Genomic DNA, 19,310 nt, shown 5'->3' on the forward strand with positions numbered 1-19,310 from the left:
CATGACTACGACACCAACGAACGCGCCGCAGGAAGATCGCGGCAACGAGCAGAGCATTGAGCAGAAGGCGATTGCGGGCCTCAGCCAGGGAACCCTGGTGCGCCGCCGCTTCTTCCGACACAAGTTCGCGTTGATCGCGATGGTCGTCCTCTTTCTCGTTATCGTGCTGGCATTCAGCTCAGTGGGAACAGTGGTGGGTGGCACGGGCAATTTGAAGGCCCTGCCCAACGGCACGCTGACCGTCGATGGATTCCGCATCCCCGGCTGGTGGCCCCTCAACTGGTGGACGACCTACCCCGTGATCAACGGGGGTCAGCCCACGCTGACACTCTGGCCGCTGAGTTTGGGTGAGCATCCCTTCGGCCAAGACACTCTGGGCAAGGATGTCTTCGCGCAAGTCATGCGCGGTACGCAGCAGTCCATCACCGTGATGTTCCTCGTCGGCATCGGCTCGCTGATCGTGGGCGTCGTCATCGGCGCCTTGTCGGGTTACTACCGTGGCTGGGTCGATTCGCTGCTCATGCGTTTCACCGATGTGATCATCATTATTCCGATCATCGTCATCGGCTCAATCTTCGGAAAGCTGTTCGGCGGCAATGCGATCGTTTTTGGAATCTTCCTCGGTTTGCTGAGCTGGACGGGCCTGGCTCGCTTGGTGCGAGGCGACTTCCTCGCTCTTCGAGAACGGGAATTTGTGGATGCTGCCCGCGTCGCTGGCGCTGGCAGCTCCCGCATCATCTTCCGTCACATTCTGCCGAACGCGGTCGGCGTGATCATCGTCAACACCACGTTGCTTATGAGCGCCGCAGTGCTCATCGAAGCCGCGCTGAGCTTCATCGGGTTCGGAATCACCTATCCCGACATCTCATTGGGCCAGATCATCAGTGAGTACCGCGAAGCGTTCCGCACGCGGCCGTGGCTGTTCTGGTGGCCGGGTCTGTTCATCGTGACGCTTGCGCTGTGCATCAACTTCATTGGTGACGGTTTGCGCGACGCGTTCGACCCGCGTCAGCAGGGCAAGGTCGGCCGCAAGGCAGCGAAGACTGTCGCCGCCATTCCGTCGATCCAGGCTGTGCAGATGGTCGAGATCGAGACGTCAGAAGAAGACCCCGATCTGCCACGCGCGATGTTCAGCGAGTCAACGGAGGAAGCGGCCGACTATGAAGACCCCTCAGAACGCGGGACCGTCGAGGGGCCCGATCGGGGAGACCCCGGCGCTAAGGGTGATCAGCCGTGAGGTGCGAAAAAGCTCAGCAGCGTCGCAGCGACGAGAACCGCGCTGACGGCAAGAACAGCAACGTGCCAGTTCGTCGTGGTTCCACCGCCCAGCGAGGCGCCGCCAGCGTGCTGATAGGCAGCAAGGTGTCGACGCACAAGAGCGGCAGCCCCACCCGAGAAGCTCGTCTCCGAGTCGGAAGGACGCCGCGAATCTCCCTCGCCGGGAGTGAGCGACACCTCTTCGCGTCTGGTAGACAGTGCTTGGCGCGCGCCGGGAGCGGGCGCCGCCCACGCCTGGATCTTGCGTCCGTCCTTGGTGACCAAGGTGAGCGCGAATCGAGTGTCGACGCTGTCGAGATCGCCCCACGGCACGCGGTGGGTGCGAACCAGGTTGCGCACTTCAACGAAGCCATCGGTGACTGTGACAGCCGGCTGAACATAGAGCACCCAGGCACTCCAGGCCAGCAGAACGATGGGCCAACCCCAGCGAAACAGTGCGGTGAGATCTTCGGTGAGCACAATGAAGATCAGCGCAGCAACGCACACTGCCATCGCGATGATCGCGAGTATTACCCCGCCGCGTGGACGGAAGACAACCGGCTGGGACATTCGACAATCCTGACACGAGGGACCACACGATGAGTACGAGCAAAGACGCATCCGTCGTCTCTCACGCACCGAAGCCGGGTGAGCCCGTGCTTTCAGTTAGCAACCTAGGCGTTGAGTTCTGGGTCGGCGATCGCTGGGCGGCTGCCGCCATGCACGTCACCTACGACCTGATGCCAGGAAAAGTGCTGGCAATCGTGGGCGAGTCAGGTTCGGGCAAGAGCACCAGCTCCATGGCCATCATGGGCCTGCTGCCAAAAAACGCTCGAGTCACGGGTAGCGCAAAGCTGGCGGGTCGTGAACTGATCAACGCGCCGATCGAATCCTTGCGCAAGGTGCGCGGTGAAGGCATCTCTGCGATCTTCCAAGAGCCGATGACGGCGTTGAACCCGGTGTACACGATCGGTTTCCAGATTGCTGAGACGGTGCTTACCCACCGTTCGAATATGACGCGAAAGCTCGCCAAAGCACGTGCAATCGAGCTGCTGGGTCTGGTCGAGATGCCCGACCCGGAAAAGGCCTACAACTCCTACCCGCACCAATTGTCGGGTGGGCAGCGGCAGCGCGCCATGATCGCGCAGTCGATCGCCCTCGACCCGCGTGTGCTGGTGGCAGATGAGCCCACGACGGCACTTGACGTCACGGTGCAGGCCGAGATTCTCGATCTGCTTCGCAACCTTCACCAGAAGCTCGACTCGGCGATTATTCTCATCACCCACGACATGGGTGTAGTCGCCGATATGGCCGATGACGTGATGGTGATGAAAGACGGCGCAGTTGTGGAGCACGCCACGGCGACTGATCTGTTCGCCGCGCCATCGCATCCCTATACACAGGCGCTCATGGCATCAGTTCCCCACTTGGGACTGGGCGAGGCAACCGCGGATACGCACGGTATTCGCGAAGCTGCGAAAGCGGCTCTTCACCTCGAGAACGTCTCTATCGAGTATCCCAAGCGAGGTCGCGTCCCGGCCTTCCTCGCGGTCAGCGAAGCATCCTTGTCGATCCAACCAGGTGAAGTCATGGGTCTGGTGGGCGAGTCCGGCTCGGGTAAGACCACCATCGCCAGGGCAGTCGTCGGACTTGTGGCGCCGAAGGAAGGCACTTTGCGCGTTGCCGGTCAAGACATGATCGGGGTGGATGCGAAGCAGCTGCGCGCCGTGCGCCGCAAGATCGGCATCGTCTTCCAAGACCCGGGCTCGTCGTTGAATCCGCGCTGGCCCGTCGGCGAATCGATTGGCGAGCCGCTCGAGCTCGCGGGGCGCGATCGCAAAGAGATCTCCAAGCGGGTAGAGGACTTGCTCGACCTCGTTGAGTTGCCGCGGGACTTCCGCAACCGCTACCCGCACGAACTCTCTGGCGGCCAGCGTCAACGCATCGGTATCGCTCGGGCGCTCGCGCTCGACCCGGTAGTGCTGGTGGCGGACGAACCGACGAGCGCCTTGGACGTTTCGGTTCAGGCCCGCGTGCTTGAACTGCTGCAGAACATCCAGAAAGAGAAGCAATTCGCGACTCTGTTTGTCACTCATGACCTGGCTGTCGTGGATCTGCTGGCTGACCGCATCGCCGTGATGCAGCACGGAAAGATCGTTGAGCAAGGCTCGAAAGAGCAGATCTTGCGCAACCCGCAGAACGACTACACCAAGCGCCTTATCGCTGCGGTTCCTGTGCCTGACCCTGCTGAACAGCGTGAGCGTCGCCTGGCGCGGGCGACACTGTTGGGTCGTACCGCAAGCTAGCCGAGAGCGATATGCAACATTGTCGAAAGCGATCTGAGCGCCCTGGAACGGGCCTTCAGGTCGCTTTCGGTCTCCTACGTTAGGCTGGTCATGCCGGCATCCCGGCTACCTCCCACATCTTGCAAGGAATCCTTCATGGCGCACGCCTTCCGCTCAGACCTGCGAAACGTCGCGATCGTCGCCCACGTTGACCACGGCAAGACCACTTTGGTCGATGCCATGCTCCGCCAGACCGGCTCGTTCGGCGAGCACTCGCACGTTGAAGAGCGCGCGATGGACTCAAACGATCTTGAACGCGAAAAGGGCATCACGATCCTCGCGAAGAACACCGCGATCAGCTACAGCGGCCTGCACGCGCCCGATGGTCAGCCTGTCACCATCAACGTGATCGACACCCCCGGCCACGCTGACTTCGGTGGCGAGGTGGAGCGAGGCCTGTCGATGGTCGACGGTGTCGTGCTGCTCGTCGACGCCAGCGAAGGCCCTCTTCCGCAGACGCGCTTTGTGCTGCGCAAGGCGCTCGAGGCCAAGTTGCCGGTCATCCTTTTGGTCAACAAGACCGATCGTCCCGACGCGCGCATCGCCGAGGTTGAAGAAGAAGCGCACGACCTGCTCCTCGGTCTTGCTTCTGACCTCGTAGACGATGTGCCTGACCTCGATGTTGATGCTCTTCTCGACGTGCCTGTGGTCTACGCGAGTGGTCGTGCGGGCGCTGCATCGCTCTCCCGCCCCGACAACGGCGCGTTGCCCGACAACGACGACCTCGAACCGCTTTTCGAGGCGATCCTCAAGCACGTGCCCGCGCCCGAGTACGATGACGAAGCGCCGTTGCAAGCCTGGGTCACCAACCTCGACTCCAGCCCGTTCCTCGGCCGTCTCGCGCTTTTGCGCGTGTTCAACGGCACGCTGAAGAAGGGCCAGACCGTCGCGTGGGTGCGTGCTGACGGCACCACAAGCAACGCTCGTATCACCGAGTTGCTCAAGACCCGCGCGCTTGAGCGTTACCCCGCCGAGAGCGCAGGCCCCGGCGACATCGTCGCGATCGCGGGCTTCGAAGACATCACGATCGGCGAGACGATCGCTGACCCCGAAGATGTACGCCCGTTGAAGGCGATCACGGTCGATGACCCCGCTATCTCAATGACGATTGGCACCAACACCTCGCCGCTGATGGGCAAGGTCAAGGGCCACAAGCTCACCGCTCGCATGGTCAAGGACCGCCTCGACCGTGAGCTCATCGGTAACGTCTCGCTGAAGGTCGTCGACATCGGCCGCCCGGACGCGTGGGAAGTTCAGGGACGTGGCGAGCTGGCTCTCGCCATCCTCGTTGAGAACATGCGTCGTGAAGGCTTCGAACTGACCGTGGGCAAGCCTCAGGTGGTCACCAAGAAGATCGACGGCAAGACGCACGAGCCGTTCGAACACCTGACCATCGATGCTCCCGAGGAGTACCTCGGCGCGATCACCCAGCTCATGGCTGCGCGCAAGGGCCGCATGGACAACATGACCAACCACGGCACCGGCTGGGTGCGCATGGAGTTCATCGTTCCGTCACGTGGTCTTATTGGCTTCCGCACCGAATTTTTGACCACCACCCGCGGCACGGGTATCGCAAATGCGATCTCGCACGGCTACGAGCCCTGGGCTGGTCACATCGTCACCCGTCAGAACGGTTCGATCGTCGCTGACCGCACGGGTGTTGTGACGCCGTTCGCCATGATCGCACTCCAAGAGCGGATGTCGTTCTTCGTTCAGCCCACGCAAGAGGTTTACGAGGGCATGGTCATTGGCGAGAACTCACGCGCTGATGACATGGACGTGAACATCACCAAAGAGAAGAAGCTCACCAACATGCGTGCAGCCAGCTCTGACACGTTCGAGTCGATGACGCCCCCGCGCTTGCTGACTCTTGAAGAGAGCCTTGAGTTCGCTCGTGATGACGAATGCGTCGAGGTGACCCCTGAGGTCGTTCGCATCCGCAAGGTGAGTCTTGACGCCAACGAGCGCGCGCGCAACACCGCACGTTTGAAGAAGCAAGACGCCAACGCGTGATCTGATTTAAGCGGGCGGCTACCTGAGGGTGGCCGCCCGCTTTGTCTTGTTCGCGCCGTCCGTTTGCAGCGATCGGCACGATGCCGACGACTGTGCATAGATAGCATCGATAGGTGAACCTCGAACCACGCTTTGACGAAGCGCACGCACCTGGCGAAGCCCGCCGCGCCGCGCGCGAAGGCGCCGGGGTGGCGTTAGCCACCAGTCTCTATGGCGTTTCGTTCGGGGCTTTGGGCGTCGCGGCGGGCCTTGATGTGTGGCAGACCTGTGTGCTCAGCCTGCTGATGTTCACCGGCGGCTCGCAGTTCGCATTTGTGGGGATTGTTGCCGCCGGGGGTCTCGCGGCAATTCCCGCGGCGATTGCGTCAGCCGCATTGCTCGGCGTCAGAAATGTCGCCTATTCGATGCGTATGGCGCCGATCGTCGGTGGGGGAGTATGGCGTCGTGCCCTCGCCGTGCAATTCACGATCGACGAATCGGTTGCGGTTTCTCTCGCGCAAGGCACCAGTCACGCCCGCCAGATCGGGTTTTGGGTCACTGGCGTAGGAATCTATGCCGGTTGGAACGTCTCGACGCTCGCCGGCGCGCTGTTAGGGGATGTTCTCGGCGATCCACGTGCGTATGGGTTGGATGCTGCCGCTGCCGCCGCGTTCTTGGCACTGCTGTGGCCGCGGCTGAAGCATCGGCAACCGATCATCGTGGGAATCGCGGCCGCCGTCATTGCCACCGCGGTGACGCCGTTCGTCATGCCGGGTATGCCCGTGTTGATCGCTGCGGTCGTCGCGATCGTCGTCGGCTGGGCAAACCTGTTCGGTTCCGGCGCCGTGAACGCGGAACCGTGGGACGAGCCAGACGATGTCGCTGAACGCGGGGGACTGCCATGACTATGTGGGGCGGCATCCTTGTCGCATCCATCATCTGTGTTGCGCTGAAAGCGTTGGGCTACCTTGCTCCCGCGCGCTGGCTCGAGGCACCGCGATCCGCTCGAATCGCTGACCTGCTGGCGGTGGCACTTCTGGCTGCGCTCGTCGCGGTGCAGACGCTCGGGAGTGGCCAGTCGGTGGTGCTCGACGCTCGCTTGCCCGCCGTCCTCGTTGCTGCCGGCTTGCTGATGTTGCGGGCACCGTTCCTTGTGGTGGTCGCAGCGGCAGCAGCCACAGCAGCCCTGCTGCGACTATGGGGATGGGCTGCGTGAGCAGACTATCGCGGCGGAGGGTACGACAAAGGGGATGCCCCTTGCGGAACATCCCCCTTGTCAGCGATCAGCTAGACGCGACGCACGCTGCCGAGTAGTCGGTTTCATCGAACGAGGTTCCTTCGTAGAAGCTCGCAATCGTGCGAAGTCCGAGTTCGACATCGGGGTCGGGCACACCAACGTTTACTGCCTGGTTGGCGTTGGCCTGCGGGTCACCACCGTAGGTGTGAGGCTGCATGAGCCCATCGAAATCGACAGTAAGACCGTCGATCACCGAGGCGAGTCCCTCAGGTGTGAGGTCGCCTGCTTCGGCGGCGGTCTCGAGAGCTGCCTTCATCGGGTAGCCGATGCCCCAGCCGATGATGTAGCCACCGTTGGCCGGCAATTCCCCATTGAGCGAGGCCTTTGCGGCTTCGATCGATGCGCTTGAGCCATCCCAGTTCTCATAGGGAGTGAGGTGGTTGTAGAGCGCTTCGAGTGCGGGTGCCGCAGCCGATTCGAGCAATGCAGGGTTCCACGTCGGGAGTGCGCCGAGGAAGCGACCGGAGAAGCCGCTGGCAGCAAGCTTGCCGACGATTTCCGCAGTTTCGGCGGGGCCGACAGCCAACACGACGACATCTGCGCCGCCGTCGAGCACAGCGGCGACGACGGCGTCTTGGTTGCCGACAACCTGGTTTGGTCCGGTGCCGATCGGGTCGAGCGCTGTTGCACCGTTCACCTCAGCCCAACGGCCAACGCCCTCCGCTGAGTCGCCGCCGTAGTCGCCGGGGTATCCAACAGCTTGCACGGTTGACGGCGAGCCGTTCTCTTCGGCGAACCAGTCGAGTCCAACCAGCGCTTCAGTGCAGTACGAGTAGCCGGTTTCAAGAATGATGCCGCTGTCGTTCTCTTCGAACGCGTAGCCCGACCACCATGATGTGGGCACGGTGACAAGGCTGCGCTCGACCATGTCGGGAAGCACCGCCTCGGTGTTCACCGTTCCGAGTGACTGCGCGATGCCCAAAATGCCATCGGCAATCTGCTGGTACTGGGCCGCGTGCTCGGCCGCCTGGTACTTCGTGTCGCGTGTGTAGGTATCGATGTCGATGTCATAGCCACCGATACCGCCTTCTGTGTTCACTTGTGCCCAGAATGCGCGCTGAGCGTCGGTGATCGGCACGGCGAGCGCTGCGAAGGGGCCCTCGGTGAGGTCAGAGAGTACGCCCAGATAGATGCATCCGTTGTCGGCGTTGACGCCGTCGGGGCATGCTTCTTCGGTGATGCCCGCGCCGGTAGCGATGGTGCCGTCTGAGACGCCGTCACCGTCGCCACTCGATCCTTCCTCGGGTGTCACCTGTGTGCAGGCAGAGAGGGTGAGTACGCCCGCCGCGACGAGGGCGAGCGCCGCGCGGCTTCTTTGACGCTTGGTCATGCTGTGCTCCTTTGTGTTGTGATCGGTATTCGGTTGTGATTCGTCGGTGGTTCGCTAGTAAGAGAACGGCCATGCCTTGAAGTAGTTGCGTACGCGAATCCACAGGCCGAAGAGGCCACGTGGTTCGAGAGTGATGAACAAGATGATGAGCACACCAAACACGATGGTTTGCAGCTGGAATACGTTGAGTACACCGCCACCTGAGACGGTGATCCACGGGATAATCGCGGTGAGTTCTTCAAGCAGTCGGGGGACAAGTACGACGAAGGCCGCGCCAATGATCGTGCCCGAGATCGTTGCGATCCCGCCGATCACGACTACCGCAAGGAAGTCGATTGACAAGAAGAGGTTCCACTGCTCTGGGGCGATGCGCCCCACGAGGATCGAGAACAGGGCACCTGACACGCCGGCGTAGGCGGAGGAGAGTGTGAACGCGAGCGTCTTGGTGCGGAGCAGATTCACTCCCATGATCTCTGCGGCGATGTCGCGATCGCGCACGGCGGCGAATGCTCGTCCGTATCGCCCGCGCATCAGATTGCGTGCCGCAACTCCCAGCACAATCAACAGCACCAGCGTAAGCAGGTATAACGAAACCGCCGGGGTCAGCAGCAACGGACCGATCGCGTAGGTGGCATCCAGGTCGACACCAAAGAGCGTGCGTTCGGCGACCCCGCGCCCGACGCCTTGACCACCTGTCACTGGCGTCATGATCTTGAACAGGTGTTCGCCAAGAATCAGCAGGCCGAGCGTGAGTACCGCAAGGTATAGGCCTCGCACTCGAGTAGCGAGGGGAGCTACGACAGCGCCGATGAGACCGGTGACGATCGCCGCAGCGGGCAACACGATCGCAAGGTCGAGTTGAAGTCCCCACGTTGTCGTGCCAGGCGCGCCACCCAGCACGGCAGCTGTGTAAGCGCCAACTCCCAAGAAGAACGCGTGTCCCAGTGACACCTGACCGGCATAGCCGGTCAGCAGGTTCAGACCGATCCCACCGATGGCGTAGACCACCGCGAGCGTGAGCAAGTAGATCAGATCGGCCGCGATCATGAACGGTGCTGCCAGGACGATCACGAGGAGCACCGCAGTCCAGAATCGCTTGGCCGGCGTGTTGAGCAAGCCTTGGTCGGCGGCGTAGCTCGTGTAGAGCGTTGGCCGTCCGCGGCGCACCCGCGCCGCTACTTTGCCGCGTGAGGTTTCGAAGTCGAGTCGGGTGGAAGATCCGGTGAGGCGGTGGGATGCCTCGGCGAGTGAGTCGTGGGAGGTCATACTCGCTGCACCTCCTTCGTTCCATAGATGCCGTACGGTCTCACGAGCAGCACCACGATCATGATCAGATACGGCACCACATTGTCGAAGTTGGTGCCGAGCCACGGGGCGAACATCGGTTGGTATGTCTTGGTCAACGCCATCGCGAGCCCGACGATGAGCCCACCAACCACCGCCCCCTTGAGTGAGTCGATGCCGCCCAGAATGATGGCGGGCAATGCAACGAGGGCGAAGAGAGCATCGGTGGCCTGCACGACGGATCCGTTCGCGGCGAGTAGCGCGCCGGCAAGAGCGGCTAGCCCGCCTCCAATTGCCCACGAGATTGAGAACATACGCCCCACAGAAATGCCCTGTGCGAGCGCGGTTTCTTGGTCAAGTGATGTTGCGCGCATCGCCAATCCAATGCGGGAACGGGTCAACCACCATCCCAGCAGGCCGATCACAACCAGCGAGATCACAAAGCGAGCGATGGCGTTCTCGTAGATCTGCACGCCGCCGGTGCACCCGGTGACGCCGAATGACTCGGTTGTTTCGCCCCCGATGCAGACCGAACTGAGCTGCCACGGATCGCCGACGGTGCGCGGCTTTGAGTCGAAAAGTCGGAAGGCGACGACCAGCAGCACGATGAACAGACCCACGGTCACGATAGCCGCGGAGAACGCGGGGCGACCGACCATCGGACGGATTGCAACACGTTCGATTCCGGCCGAAAGCGCCGCGATGACCAGCATCGCGATCGGAACCGCGACGAAGAAGGGCACGCCCATCTGTGTCGCGAACACGCTTGTGGCGAAGGTTCCGAGGATGAGAAGGGCGGGTTGTGCAAAGTTCAACACACCCGTGGCGCGGTAGATGATCACGAAACTCACGGCGATGAGGGCGTAGACAGCGCCCTGTCCGAGGCCGGTAGCCAGTGAGGAGAGCAGCGTGTTCATCCGTTCCTCCCTAGGTCGCCGCCGGGGTAGGCCTTTGAGTCTGCGTACATGTCGTCGACCAGGTGGGGGACCGTCTTCGCGAACGCTTGGCGTTTGAGTTTCTGTGTCGCGGTGAGCTCACCGTCTTCGTGGTCGAGTTCTTTGGTCAGCATCCTGAATTTGCGCACTGCTTCAACACGTGCGAGCTTTTTGTTCGCTTCGCGGATCACGCTGGCGATGAGTTCGACTACTTCTGGTTTGCTCGACAGATCGCGATACGTCGTGAACTCCAATCGACGACGTGAAGCCCAGTCGGCGACTGAGTCATACTCGATGCCGATGAGCGCGGCCAGATAGGGTCTGCGATCGCCGATGACGACGGCCTCTTTTACATACGGCGAAGACTTGAGGGCATTCTCGATCTCGCTGGGCGCGATGTTCTTTCCGCCGGCGGTGATGATGATGTCTTTGATGCGATCGACGATGCGCAAGTGCGTACCGTCAACCCATTCGCCCACATCACCGGTGTGCAACCAGCCATCTGCGTCGATGGTTTCGGCGGTGGCATCAGGTCGGCCCCAGTATCCAGCGAAGGTGCCAGGGTGACGAGTGAGAACTTCGCGGGTCTGCTCATCAAGTCGCACTTCAGTGTGCGGCTGGGCTTCGCCAACCGTGCCCACACGCATGCGGCCTGCGAAGTTTGAGGTGGCCACGGCCGCGTTCTCGGTCATGCCGTACGCCTCGAAGAGCGGAACGCCGAGACCGAGGAAGAAGCTGAGCACGTCGGGCGCGATCGGGGCAGCGCCAGAGATCGCGTGTCGCACGCGCAATAGCCCGAGCCGCTTGCGTAGCGGACGATAGAGAGGCCAGTAGCCCACGGCGTAGCGCACGCGTGCACGCCAGGTGAAGGTGCCTCCGTTGGCCATGCGATCGTTGGCGATCGTTTGGCTCCACTGGGCACCGACCGAGTAGACAGCGCGTTTCATCCGACTCGCGTTGGCCATGCGAATTGCAACGGCCGACTGAATCTTCTCCCAGATGCGCGGCACGGCGAACAGCACTGTCGGCTGCACCTCGGCAAGGTCCGCTGTGACAGTGTCGATGGACTCCGCGAAATGCACCACAGTGTGTGAACGCAGGTTCGCCCACACCGAAATGCCCCGTTCGACAACGTGTGAGAGCGGCAGATACGACAGGAGCGTGTCGTCGGGACCGATTTGTTTGCCAAGCAAGCCGCCGTCAAGGGTAAAGACGTAGCTCGCGAACGAGACGTTGCGCGCGGTCAACATTGCGCCTTTGGGTGGACCGGTGGTTCCCGAGGTGTAGATGAGCGTCGCGATGTCATCGGGGGTGCGCAGTGCGTCCGCTTCTTGGAGCAGTTGCGGCTGGGCCGCGCGCATCGAATCTCCTCGGGCGATCAGCGCGTCGATCGAGAGTAGCTTCGGGTGCTCGTACGTGGCGAGCCCTCGCCCATCGAGGTAGACGATCCACTCGAGGCTCGGGCACTCTGCTTCGGCGGCGAGAGCCTTGTCTACTTGCTCCTGGTCTTCTGCCACCAGCACACGGGCGCCGCTGTCTTGCAAAAGGTAGGTGACTTCAGCAACGGGGTTGGTCGGATAGAAGCCGACGATGACGGCGCGAAGTGCTGCGGCCGCCACGTCGGTGAACAGCCATTCAGGACGGTTCTCAGACTGAATCGCGACGCGATCACCCTCGCCAACGCCCAGGTCAGCGAGGCCGAACGCGATGCTCTCCGCAGCATCGCGGTAGTCAGACCAGGTGATGTCTTGCCAGATCCCCGCTTTTTTCACACGCAGAGCAGTGTGGTGCGGGATCGTGCTGGCGGCTTCGGCTAATAGGCGAGGAAGGTAGGTGACTTGGGGCTCGGTGGGGGAGGAGGCATTGGCGACAGTGCTCATGGCGCTTCCTCCCGTGCGGGGTCGGCTGATTCTGCGGCGACTGCCACGGTGTCGATAACGTTTTCGGCGAGGTCCTCTGACGCCCCACCGAGGTAGGCGGCAATCACCGCAGGATCCTTCTGCACTGCCGCGGGGGTGTCCAGCGCGATACGGCGACCGAAATCAATGACCATCACACGGTCGGCCAAATCCATCACGAGGCGCATGTCGTGCTCGACCATGATCATCGAGGTGCCCAGCTCGCTGCGGATGTCGAGGATGAACCGCGCCATGTCTTCGGTCTCTTCCGAGTTCATGCCTGCGACGGGCTCATCCAGCAACAGCAACTTTGGTTCCATCGCCAGGGCGCGCCCCAGTTCTACTCGCTTGCGGATGCCGTAGGGCAGTATGCCGACCGGCAGATGGCGCACACTCGCGAGATCGAGAAAGTCGATGAGGTCTTCGATACGCCGGCGCGCCGCGAGTTCTTGACTCCGCGAACGCCCGAGCCAGATCATCCCCTCGAGCCAGCCGTAGCTGGATGCCTGATGGCGCCCAAGCATGAGGTTGTCGAGTACCGACAGGTTGTCGAACAGCTCGACGTTCTGAAAGCTGCGCGCAATCCCGCGCCCAGCGATCACGTCAGGTGCGAGCCCGAGCAAGCTGTCACCGTTCAGAGTGATTGCGCCGCCTTGCGGTCGATACACACCCGAGATGCAGTTGAAGGTTGAGGTCTTACCGGCGCCGTTAGGACCGATGATGGCGAAGAGTTCGCCTTCTTGCACGTCAAAAGAGACCGCGTCGAGAGTGGTCGCGCCGCCGAAGCGAAGAGTGAGGTCAGAAACTTCGAGCAGGCTCATGACAGCCACCGCTTCCGCCGCTTGTAATGTTTGACATCTCGTAGGCTTCCGCCCGCTGCGCCCGTACCCAAATAGAACTCGCGAATGTCGTCGTCTTCGCGCAGCGCCTGCGCGGGGGCATCCATCACGATCTTTCCGTTCTCCATGACATATCCGTGGTCGGCAATCGACAGCGCCATCGCCGCATTCTGCTCGACCAAGAGCACGCCGGTCCCTGAATCGCGGATGCCGACAATCAGATCTCGGATCTGTTCGACGATCTGCGGCGCAAGGCCGAGGCTCGGCTCGTCGAGCAGTATGTAAGACGGCTCAGCCATCAGCGCTCGCCCGATCGCGAGCATCTGCTGCTCGCCGCCAGACAGGTAGCCAGCACGTTGGCTGCGACGTTTCCCGAGAATCGGAAACATGCCGTAGATCCGATCGAGCTTCGCGGCGATGTCGGTACGGCTTCGCGTGTAGGCGCCGACGCGAAGGTTCTCTTCGACCGTGAACTCGACGAAGACGCGTCGACCTTCCATGACCTGGCTGACGCCAGCCTTCACCACGTTCGGTGCGCGACGCGTATCGAGAGGCGTTTCGTCGATCGAGATGTGACCGCGAGTGATACGGCCGCGGTGCACGTCGAGCAAGCCTGTCATTGCGCGCAGGAGCGATGTCTTTCCGGCACCATTGGCACCCAGCAATGCGACGATGCCATCTCGAGGCACTTTCATGCTCGCGCCCTTGACGACGAGCATTACATCCTCATAGACAACTTCGATGTTGTGTACGGCCAGCGTCATAGCTTCCCCTCGGCTCGCGGCGCTGCGATTGCTGAGAACCTAACAGGAAAAGCAACAAACCGCGCGGTCGGTTACCCATCCGTAATGAAACGAAGGGTCAAGTCGTGTGAGACTTGATTCCACCTTTCGCGTGCGGTTTTTCGGCATGCTCGCAGTGTGCGTGCAAGTAGAGTCAATACATGCGCTCCCTTCGCCTGGCACGACTCGGTACCTGGCTCATCGCGTTTATCGTGGGCGCCGTTTACGGCCTTGCTGGCACAATCGCGCACACCTACATGCTCGGCTGGTTTCCGCTTGGCCTCACGCTGGCGATCATTGGCTGCGCGGCATTTCTCGCGGCAGTGCGTCTGCTCACCATGGACCGCTGGGCCGCGTTGAGCACGGGCTTGGGCATGATGCTCGCGACGCTCGTCTTCTCGGGAACAGGTCCCGGTGGATCGGTAATCGTGCCCGAGACCTCGGCGGGTATTGTCTGGACGATAACCGTGCCGTTGCTTGTTGCCGTTGTCGTTGCGTGGCCCGAACGAGTCCGTGTGACGAGAGAGTCGTAGACTGTAGCCGTGACGTACGTGATCGCTCTTCCCTGTGTCGATGTAAAAGACCGCGCCTGCATTGATGAGTGCCCGGTGGACTGCATCTATGAAGGCGACCGTTCCCTCTACATCCATCCCGATGAGTGCGTGGACTGTGGTGCGTGTGAGCCGGTCTGCCCTGTTGAGGCCATTTATTACGAAGATGATCTGCCCGACGAATGGCAGGACTATTACAAGGCCAATGTCGAGTTCTTCGATGACGTCGGCTCGCCCGGCGGCGCGGCGAAAGTCGGCGTGATTCACAAGGATCACCCGGTGATCGAAGCGCTCCCCCCGCAAGACGAGTCGTGACTTCAGCCATCCAGCGGGGGCGCTGACATGGGCGTCGCAGACCTCGCAGACTACCCGTGGGATGCCGTTGCCCCCTACGCCGCTCGCGCCCGCGAGCATGCCGATGGGATTGTGGACCTCTCGATTGGCTCGCCGGTCGATGCGACCCCGGAGGTCGTGGCAACAGCGTTGGCACGAGCAACCGATGCGCACGCCTATCCGCAGACTGTTGGTACGCCAGCGTTGCGCGAGGCGATCGCGGCGTGGTTTGCCCGTCGACGCGGAGTGCAAGGGCTTGAAGCGGGGAATGTGCTCCCCACAGTGGGTTCTAAAGAGCTTGTTGCGCTCTTGCCACTGCTGCTCGGGCTTGGCCCCGGCGATGTGGTCGTTCACCCGCGCGCCGCATATCCCACCTATGAAGTCGGAGCGAGGCTCGTCGGCGCGGTCCCCGTAGCCGCCGATGATCCCGCCGAGTGGCCCGAAGGCGCACGGTTGATCTGGATCAACTCACCGGGCAATCCCAACGGTCGGGTGCTCGGGGTAAAAGAACTTCGAGTCGCTGTTGAGCGAGCCCGTGAGCTGGGCGCCGTGCTGGCGTCAGACGAGTGCTACGCCGAGTTGGGGTGGGATAAGCCTTGGGATGCGACGCCAATTCCCTCAGTACTTGACGCTGGCGCTACCGGCGGCGACCTTGCGGGGCTGCTCGCGGTGTACTCGCTGAGCAAACAATCAAACTTGGCGGGCTATCGAGCCGCCTTTCTGGCTGGTGATTCCGGTCTCGTCGCCAGATTGACGACTGCGCGCAAGCACCTCGGCCTCATGTTGCCAGCGCCCGTTCAAGCAGCGATGGTTGCTGCACTGGGCGACGATACGCATGTCGCGCACCAGAAGAGCCTCTACCGCGCGCGGCGCGAGCTTCTGAAGCCGGCGCTTGAAAGTGCGGGTTTCCGAATTGACGCGAGCGAAGCGGGCCTGTACCTCTGGGCGACCGAAGGCCGCGACGCCTGGGAGAGCATGGCACGGCTCGCCGAGCTCGGAGTCCTCGCGGGCCCTGGACATTTCTATGGAGAGCATTTTCCACAACACATTCGGCTATCGCTCACCGCGAGCGACGAGCGAATTGCGGCAGGCGCGGCGCGGTTGCGCAGCGCACGGCTCTAGAGGAATCCTCTACCAGATGCCGCAGGCCTTTGGTGGTGTCGGCAGTAGCCTCACGCGACCAGTAGGCTGTAAACGGCGGCGGCTCGGTGACACCTAGCTTCCGTGCCGGAGCAGTCCATCTCTATTCCGTGATGATGCTGAATCCGGCCGACACCCCCGGTCCGACCAGAAATCGCGAGGAGGCGCCGTGAGCGAAGTAGCGGGCACCCAGCAGGAACAAGCCACCCTCACCATCGGTGACAAGACTGCACAATTCCCCCTATTGCACGGCACCGACGGCGCTCCCAGCGTCGACGTGTCAACCTTCACCAGGCAAACGGGCTACACCGCGCTCGACTACGGTTTCGTGAATACGGCGGCCACACGTTCTGCGGTCACCTACATCGACGGCGATCAGGGCATCCTTCGCTATCGCGGCTACCCGATTGACCAGATCGCGACGAACAGCACTTATCTCGAGGTCGCGTGGTTGTTGATCTACGGCGAGCTTCCTACTTCAGATCAACTCGGCGAGTTCGACGAGCGGATTCGTCGACACACACTCGTGCACGAGGACCTCAAACGAATCTTCTCGGCGCTGCCGCACACCGCGCACCCGATGTCGGTGCTGTCATCGGCAGTATCTGCGCTCTCGACGTATTACGAGAGCGAAACCGACCCCAACAACCCTGAGTTTGTTGAGCTGAACACCATTCGCATGCTCGCCAAGCTTCCGGTTATCGCGGCGTATGCGCACAAGAAGAGCATCGGTCAGGCATTCCTCTACCCCGACAACAACCTCGGTTTCGTTGACAACTTCTTGAAACTCAACTTCGGTGTGATGTCAGAGCCTTACGAGGTAAACCCCGTGATGTCTCGCGCGCTAGAGCGTCTGCTCATTCTGCACGAAGACCACGAGCAGAACGCATCGACCTCGACCGTGCGACTGGTCGGCTCTACCGGAGCCAATCAGTTCTCGTCGATTTCAGCGGGGATCAACGCGCTCTACGGACCGCTTCACGGTGGAGCCAACGAAGCTGTTCTCGACATGCTTGGTCGCATCCGTGATTCGGGCGAGGGCGTGCAGCGCTTCGTTGAGCGGGTCAAGAACAAAGAGGACGGCGTGAAGCTCATGGGCTTTGGTCACCGCGTCTACAAGAACTACGATCCGCGCGCGAAGCTCGTAAAGGAATCAGCCGACGAGGTTTTGCAGGCTCTCGGCGTCAGCGATCCTCTGCTCGACCTCGCCAAAGAGCTCGAAGAGATCGCGCTGAACGATGACTATTTCCGCGAGCGTCGCTTGTACCCGAACGTCGACTTCTACACCGGCGTGATCTACAAGGCGATGGGCTTCCCCACCCGCATGTTCACGGTGCTTTTCGCGATCGGACGCCTTCCCGGCTGGCTCGCGCACTGGCGCGAAGCATCACAAGACCCGCAGGCGAAGATCGGCCGTCCGCAGCAGCTTTACGTGGGCGCCGGCGAACGCAACTACCCGGGCGTCAGCTGACGCCCAGGCGGCGAAATATGCTACTTCTTCTCGGCGACTGCGGCAGCTTCTAGTTCTGCGGCATAGTCGGGAACCAACGTGTCCGGCTCGCGGGGTGGCCTTTCGTAGCCGCCCGACGCGGGTCGGGGCGGGATCTCGATTGGCTCTTTTTCGATTCGGTGATACGGCACCTGCGAGAGCAGGTGGGCAATCATATTGATTCGCCCACGTCGCTTGTCTTCGTTGTCGACCTCGAACCAGCGGGCCTCGGGGATGTCGCTGTGTACGAACAGCGTGTCCTTCGCCCGCGAGTAGTCTTCCCACTTTGTGATCGATAGAACGTCGTTGGGGCTCAGCTTCCAGCGGCGCATCGGGTCTTCATTACGCGAGGTGAAACGGTTCTCCTGTTCGACGTCCGAGACGCTGAACCAGTACTTGAGCACCAGAATGCCATCTTCGACGAGCAGTCGCTCAAAGATGGGCACCTGGTGAAGAAAGCGGTGATACTCATCATTGGTGCAATAGTTCATGACGTGCTCGACGCCAGCTCGGTTGTACCAAGAGCGGTCCATCAGCACGATCTCACCGGCTGCAGGCAGATGAGCGACATAGCGTTGGAAGTACCACTGGGTCTTCTCACGCTCGGTGGGCGTCGGTAGAGCGACGACACGTGCAACGCGGGGGTTCAGGTACTGCGACACCCGGCTGATGGTCGAGCCTTTGCCCGCAGCATCCCGTCCCTCGAACAAGACGACGATTCTGGCGCCGGTTGCCTGCACCCACGCCTGCATCTCTACCAAGCTCGCCTGCAGGTTCTTCAGTTCGCTTTCATAAAGCTTTTTCGATAGCCGCTTGCCCATGTGGTCTCCCTGAGTTCCTCTCGACCTTAGCGGCTGGCGTGCGTGAGGCGCTTCAGGCGTGCAAGGCCTCGTTCAGCGTGACGCCGACTCCCGCGCGCTGGACCGCTTCGACCGCCCCGCTGAGAGAGTTTCTGCGGAACAACAGGCCGTTGCGTCCTGAAAGCTCTGCTCCCTTCACCGTAGGCCTGCTGCCGTCAGCGAGCGGTGGTTGGTCGGCGAGCGAAATCTTCGTTCCCGCGGTTACGTACAGACCGGCTTCGACGACACAGTCGTCGCCCAGCGAGATTCCGACGCCAGCGTTCGCGCCGAGAAGCGTGCGGGCGCCGATCGAGACCTTGTGCGCGCCGCCACCGGAGAGCGTGCCCATAATTGAGGCTCCGCCGCCAATGTCGCTGCCGTCCCCCACAACGACGCCCTGAGAGATTCGACCTTCGACCATGCTCTGACCGAGAGTTCCAGCGTTGAAGTTGACGAATCCGGCATGCATCACGGTAGTACCCGGTGACAGGTAGGCGCCGAGTCGAGCGCGAGACGCGTCTGCAATGCGCACCCCGGGTGGCACGACGTAATCGAGCAGCCGGGGAAATTTATCGAGGCTCTGCACTTGAATTCCGGCTCGCAACAGGTGCGGTCGTTGTGCGGTGAGAGCATCAGGGTGCATTGGACCCGCGTTGGTCCAGGCGACGTTCGCGAGGTGCGCGAAGATGCCATCAAGGTTGAGCGAGTTCGGCGCGGCCAGACGGTGTGACAGCGCGTGAAGGCGCAGGTACGCGTCTGAGGTTGAGGCGGGCGCGGCGTCGAGGTCGATCTCAACGGTCACGGCGCTGATCGTCACTGCGCGGCGAGCATCAACGCCCGCAAGGGATTTCAGTTCGTCAGTGGGCTCGCTGGCTTCGCCCGTGGGAATCCGCCCGAGAGCCGGAGAAGGAAACCAGGTGTCAAGAACCGTTCCGTCCTCTGCAGTTGTTGCCAGTCCAGTGCCCCATACCCATCGTTCAGTCATGATCACCACGCTAT

General features: G+C 61.8%; 18 protein-coding genes. 9 read left to right on the forward strand and 9 right to left on the reverse strand.

Features of this window, described 5'->3' with window-relative positions:
- Window position 1 precedes the first annotated feature (1 nt).
- Window positions 2-1,237 (forward strand): ABC transporter permease, encoded by a 1,236-nt coding sequence (locus tag AB0O81_RS00730; protein ID WP_363580230.1) that lies wholly within the window; start codon window positions 2-4, stop codon window positions 1,235-1,237.
- Here the strand turns inward: AB0O81_RS00730 and AB0O81_RS00735 are convergent.
- Window positions 1,228-1,827 carry a PH domain-containing protein gene (locus AB0O81_RS00735; protein WP_363580232.1) on the reverse strand — a complete coding sequence of 200 codons (600 nt, stop codon included), beginning with the start codon at window positions 1,825-1,827 and terminating at the stop codon, window positions 1,228-1,230. The genes AB0O81_RS00730 and AB0O81_RS00735 overlap by 10 nt on opposite strands.
- Window positions 1,828-1,856: 29 nt before the next feature.
- On the opposite strand from AB0O81_RS00735, the gene AB0O81_RS00740 reads away from it, so the two are divergent.
- The 4 genes from AB0O81_RS00740 (at window position 1,857) to AB0O81_RS00755 (ending at window position 6,810) form a co-directional block, all read left to right on the forward strand.
- A complete protein-coding gene (locus AB0O81_RS00740; RefSeq protein WP_363580235.1) occupies window positions 1,857-3,563 on the forward strand; it encodes an ABC transporter ATP-binding protein in 1,707 nt (568 codons plus the stop codon).
- Between the two features lie 135 nt (window positions 3,564-3,698).
- Window positions 3,699-5,615: a translational GTPase TypA gene (typA, locus tag AB0O81_RS00745; protein WP_363580237.1), complete on the forward strand. Its 1,917-nt coding sequence runs from the start codon at window positions 3,699-3,701 to the stop codon at window positions 5,613-5,615.
- Between the two features lie 113 nt (window positions 5,616-5,728).
- A complete protein-coding gene (locus AB0O81_RS00750; RefSeq protein WP_363580239.1) occupies window positions 5,729-6,499 on the forward strand; it encodes an AzlC family ABC transporter permease in 771 nt (256 codons plus the stop codon).
- Window positions 6,496-6,810 (forward strand): AzlD domain-containing protein, encoded by a 315-nt coding sequence (locus AB0O81_RS00755; RefSeq protein WP_363580241.1) that lies wholly within the window; start codon window positions 6,496-6,498, stop codon window positions 6,808-6,810. Before AB0O81_RS00750 ends, AB0O81_RS00755 begins: the two co-directional genes overlap by 4 nt.
- 67 nt (window positions 6,811-6,877) lie before the next feature.
- Here the strand turns inward: AB0O81_RS00755 and AB0O81_RS00760 are convergent, their stop codons facing one another.
- From AB0O81_RS00760 to AB0O81_RS00785, 6 genes are read right to left on the reverse strand one after another with little or no spacing between them, the layout of a single operon-like run.
- Complete coding sequence (locus AB0O81_RS00760) at window positions 6,878-8,221, reverse strand: ABC transporter substrate-binding protein (protein WP_363580243.1); 1,344 nt, start codon at window positions 8,219-8,221, stop codon at window positions 6,878-6,880.
- Window positions 8,222-8,275: 54 nt separating this feature from the next.
- Window positions 8,276-9,487: a branched-chain amino acid ABC transporter permease gene (locus AB0O81_RS00765; protein WP_363580245.1), complete on the reverse strand. Its 1,212-nt coding sequence runs from the start codon at window positions 9,485-9,487 to the stop codon at window positions 8,276-8,278.
- The gene (locus tag AB0O81_RS00770; protein WP_363580247.1) at window positions 9,484-10,422 is read right to left on the reverse strand and encodes a branched-chain amino acid ABC transporter permease; all 939 of its coding nucleotides are present in this window, start codon (window positions 10,420-10,422) and stop codon (window positions 9,484-9,486) included. The genes AB0O81_RS00765 and AB0O81_RS00770 overlap by 4 nt, the downstream gene beginning before the upstream one ends.
- A complete protein-coding gene (locus tag AB0O81_RS00775) occupies window positions 10,419-12,320 on the reverse strand; it encodes an AMP-binding protein (protein ID WP_363580249.1) in 1,902 nt (633 codons plus the stop codon). The genes AB0O81_RS00770 and AB0O81_RS00775 overlap by 4 nt, the downstream gene beginning before the upstream one ends.
- Window positions 12,317-13,159 carry an ABC transporter ATP-binding protein gene (locus AB0O81_RS00780; RefSeq protein ID WP_363580251.1) on the reverse strand — a complete coding sequence of 281 codons (843 nt, stop codon included), beginning with the start codon at window positions 13,157-13,159 and terminating at the stop codon, window positions 12,317-12,319. The genes AB0O81_RS00775 and AB0O81_RS00780 overlap by 4 nt, the downstream gene beginning before the upstream one ends.
- The gene (locus AB0O81_RS00785) at window positions 13,156-13,941 is read right to left on the reverse strand and encodes an ABC transporter ATP-binding protein (RefSeq protein WP_363580253.1); all 786 of its coding nucleotides are present in this window, start codon (window positions 13,939-13,941) and stop codon (window positions 13,156-13,158) included. Before AB0O81_RS00785 ends, AB0O81_RS00780 begins: the two co-directional genes overlap by 4 nt.
- 179 nt (window positions 13,942-14,120) lie before the next feature.
- Here AB0O81_RS00785 and AB0O81_RS00790 point away from each other — a divergent pair, with 179 nt between their 5' ends.
- From AB0O81_RS00790 to AB0O81_RS00805, 4 genes are all read left to right on the forward strand, one after another.
- On the forward strand, window positions 14,121-14,492 hold the full coding sequence (locus AB0O81_RS00790) for a DUF6113 family protein (protein ID WP_363580255.1): 372 nt from the start codon (window positions 14,121-14,123) through the stop codon (window positions 14,490-14,492).
- A 9-nt stretch (window positions 14,493-14,501) separates the two neighbouring features.
- On the forward strand, window positions 14,502-14,825 hold the full coding sequence (gene fdxA / locus AB0O81_RS00795; RefSeq protein WP_337338252.1) for a ferredoxin: 324 nt from the start codon (window positions 14,502-14,504) through the stop codon (window positions 14,823-14,825).
- A gap of 27 nt (window positions 14,826-14,852) precedes the next feature.
- Window positions 14,853-15,965, forward strand: a complete 1,113-nt coding sequence (dapC, locus tag AB0O81_RS00800) for a succinyldiaminopimelate transaminase (protein ID WP_363580257.1) — start codon at window positions 14,853-14,855, stop codon at window positions 15,963-15,965.
- Between the two features lie 187 nt (window positions 15,966-16,152).
- The gene (locus tag AB0O81_RS00805; RefSeq protein ID WP_363580259.1) at window positions 16,153-17,454 is read left to right on the forward strand and encodes a citrate synthase; all 1,302 of its coding nucleotides are present in this window, start codon (window positions 16,153-16,155) and stop codon (window positions 17,452-17,454) included.
- A gap of 20 nt (window positions 17,455-17,474) precedes the next feature.
- On the opposite strand, the gene ppk2 is transcribed toward AB0O81_RS00805, so the two are convergent.
- Together ppk2 and dapD are read right to left on the reverse strand one after the other, a co-directional pair.
- Window positions 17,475-18,293 (reverse strand): polyphosphate kinase 2, encoded by an 819-nt coding sequence (ppk2, locus tag AB0O81_RS00810; protein ID WP_363580261.1) that lies wholly within the window; start codon window positions 18,291-18,293, stop codon window positions 17,475-17,477.
- Between the two features lie 52 nt (window positions 18,294-18,345).
- On the reverse strand, window positions 18,346-19,299 hold the full coding sequence (gene dapD / locus AB0O81_RS00815; protein WP_363580865.1) for a 2,3,4,5-tetrahydropyridine-2,6-dicarboxylate N-succinyltransferase: 954 nt from the start codon (window positions 19,297-19,299) through the stop codon (window positions 18,346-18,348).
- Window positions 19,300-19,310 lie beyond the last annotated feature (11 nt).

The organism is Microbacterium sp. NPDC076911 (genome assembly GCF_040687125.1).
In the GTDB taxonomy this organism is placed as follows: domain Bacteria; phylum Actinomycetota; class Actinomycetes; order Actinomycetales; family Microbacteriaceae; genus Microbacterium.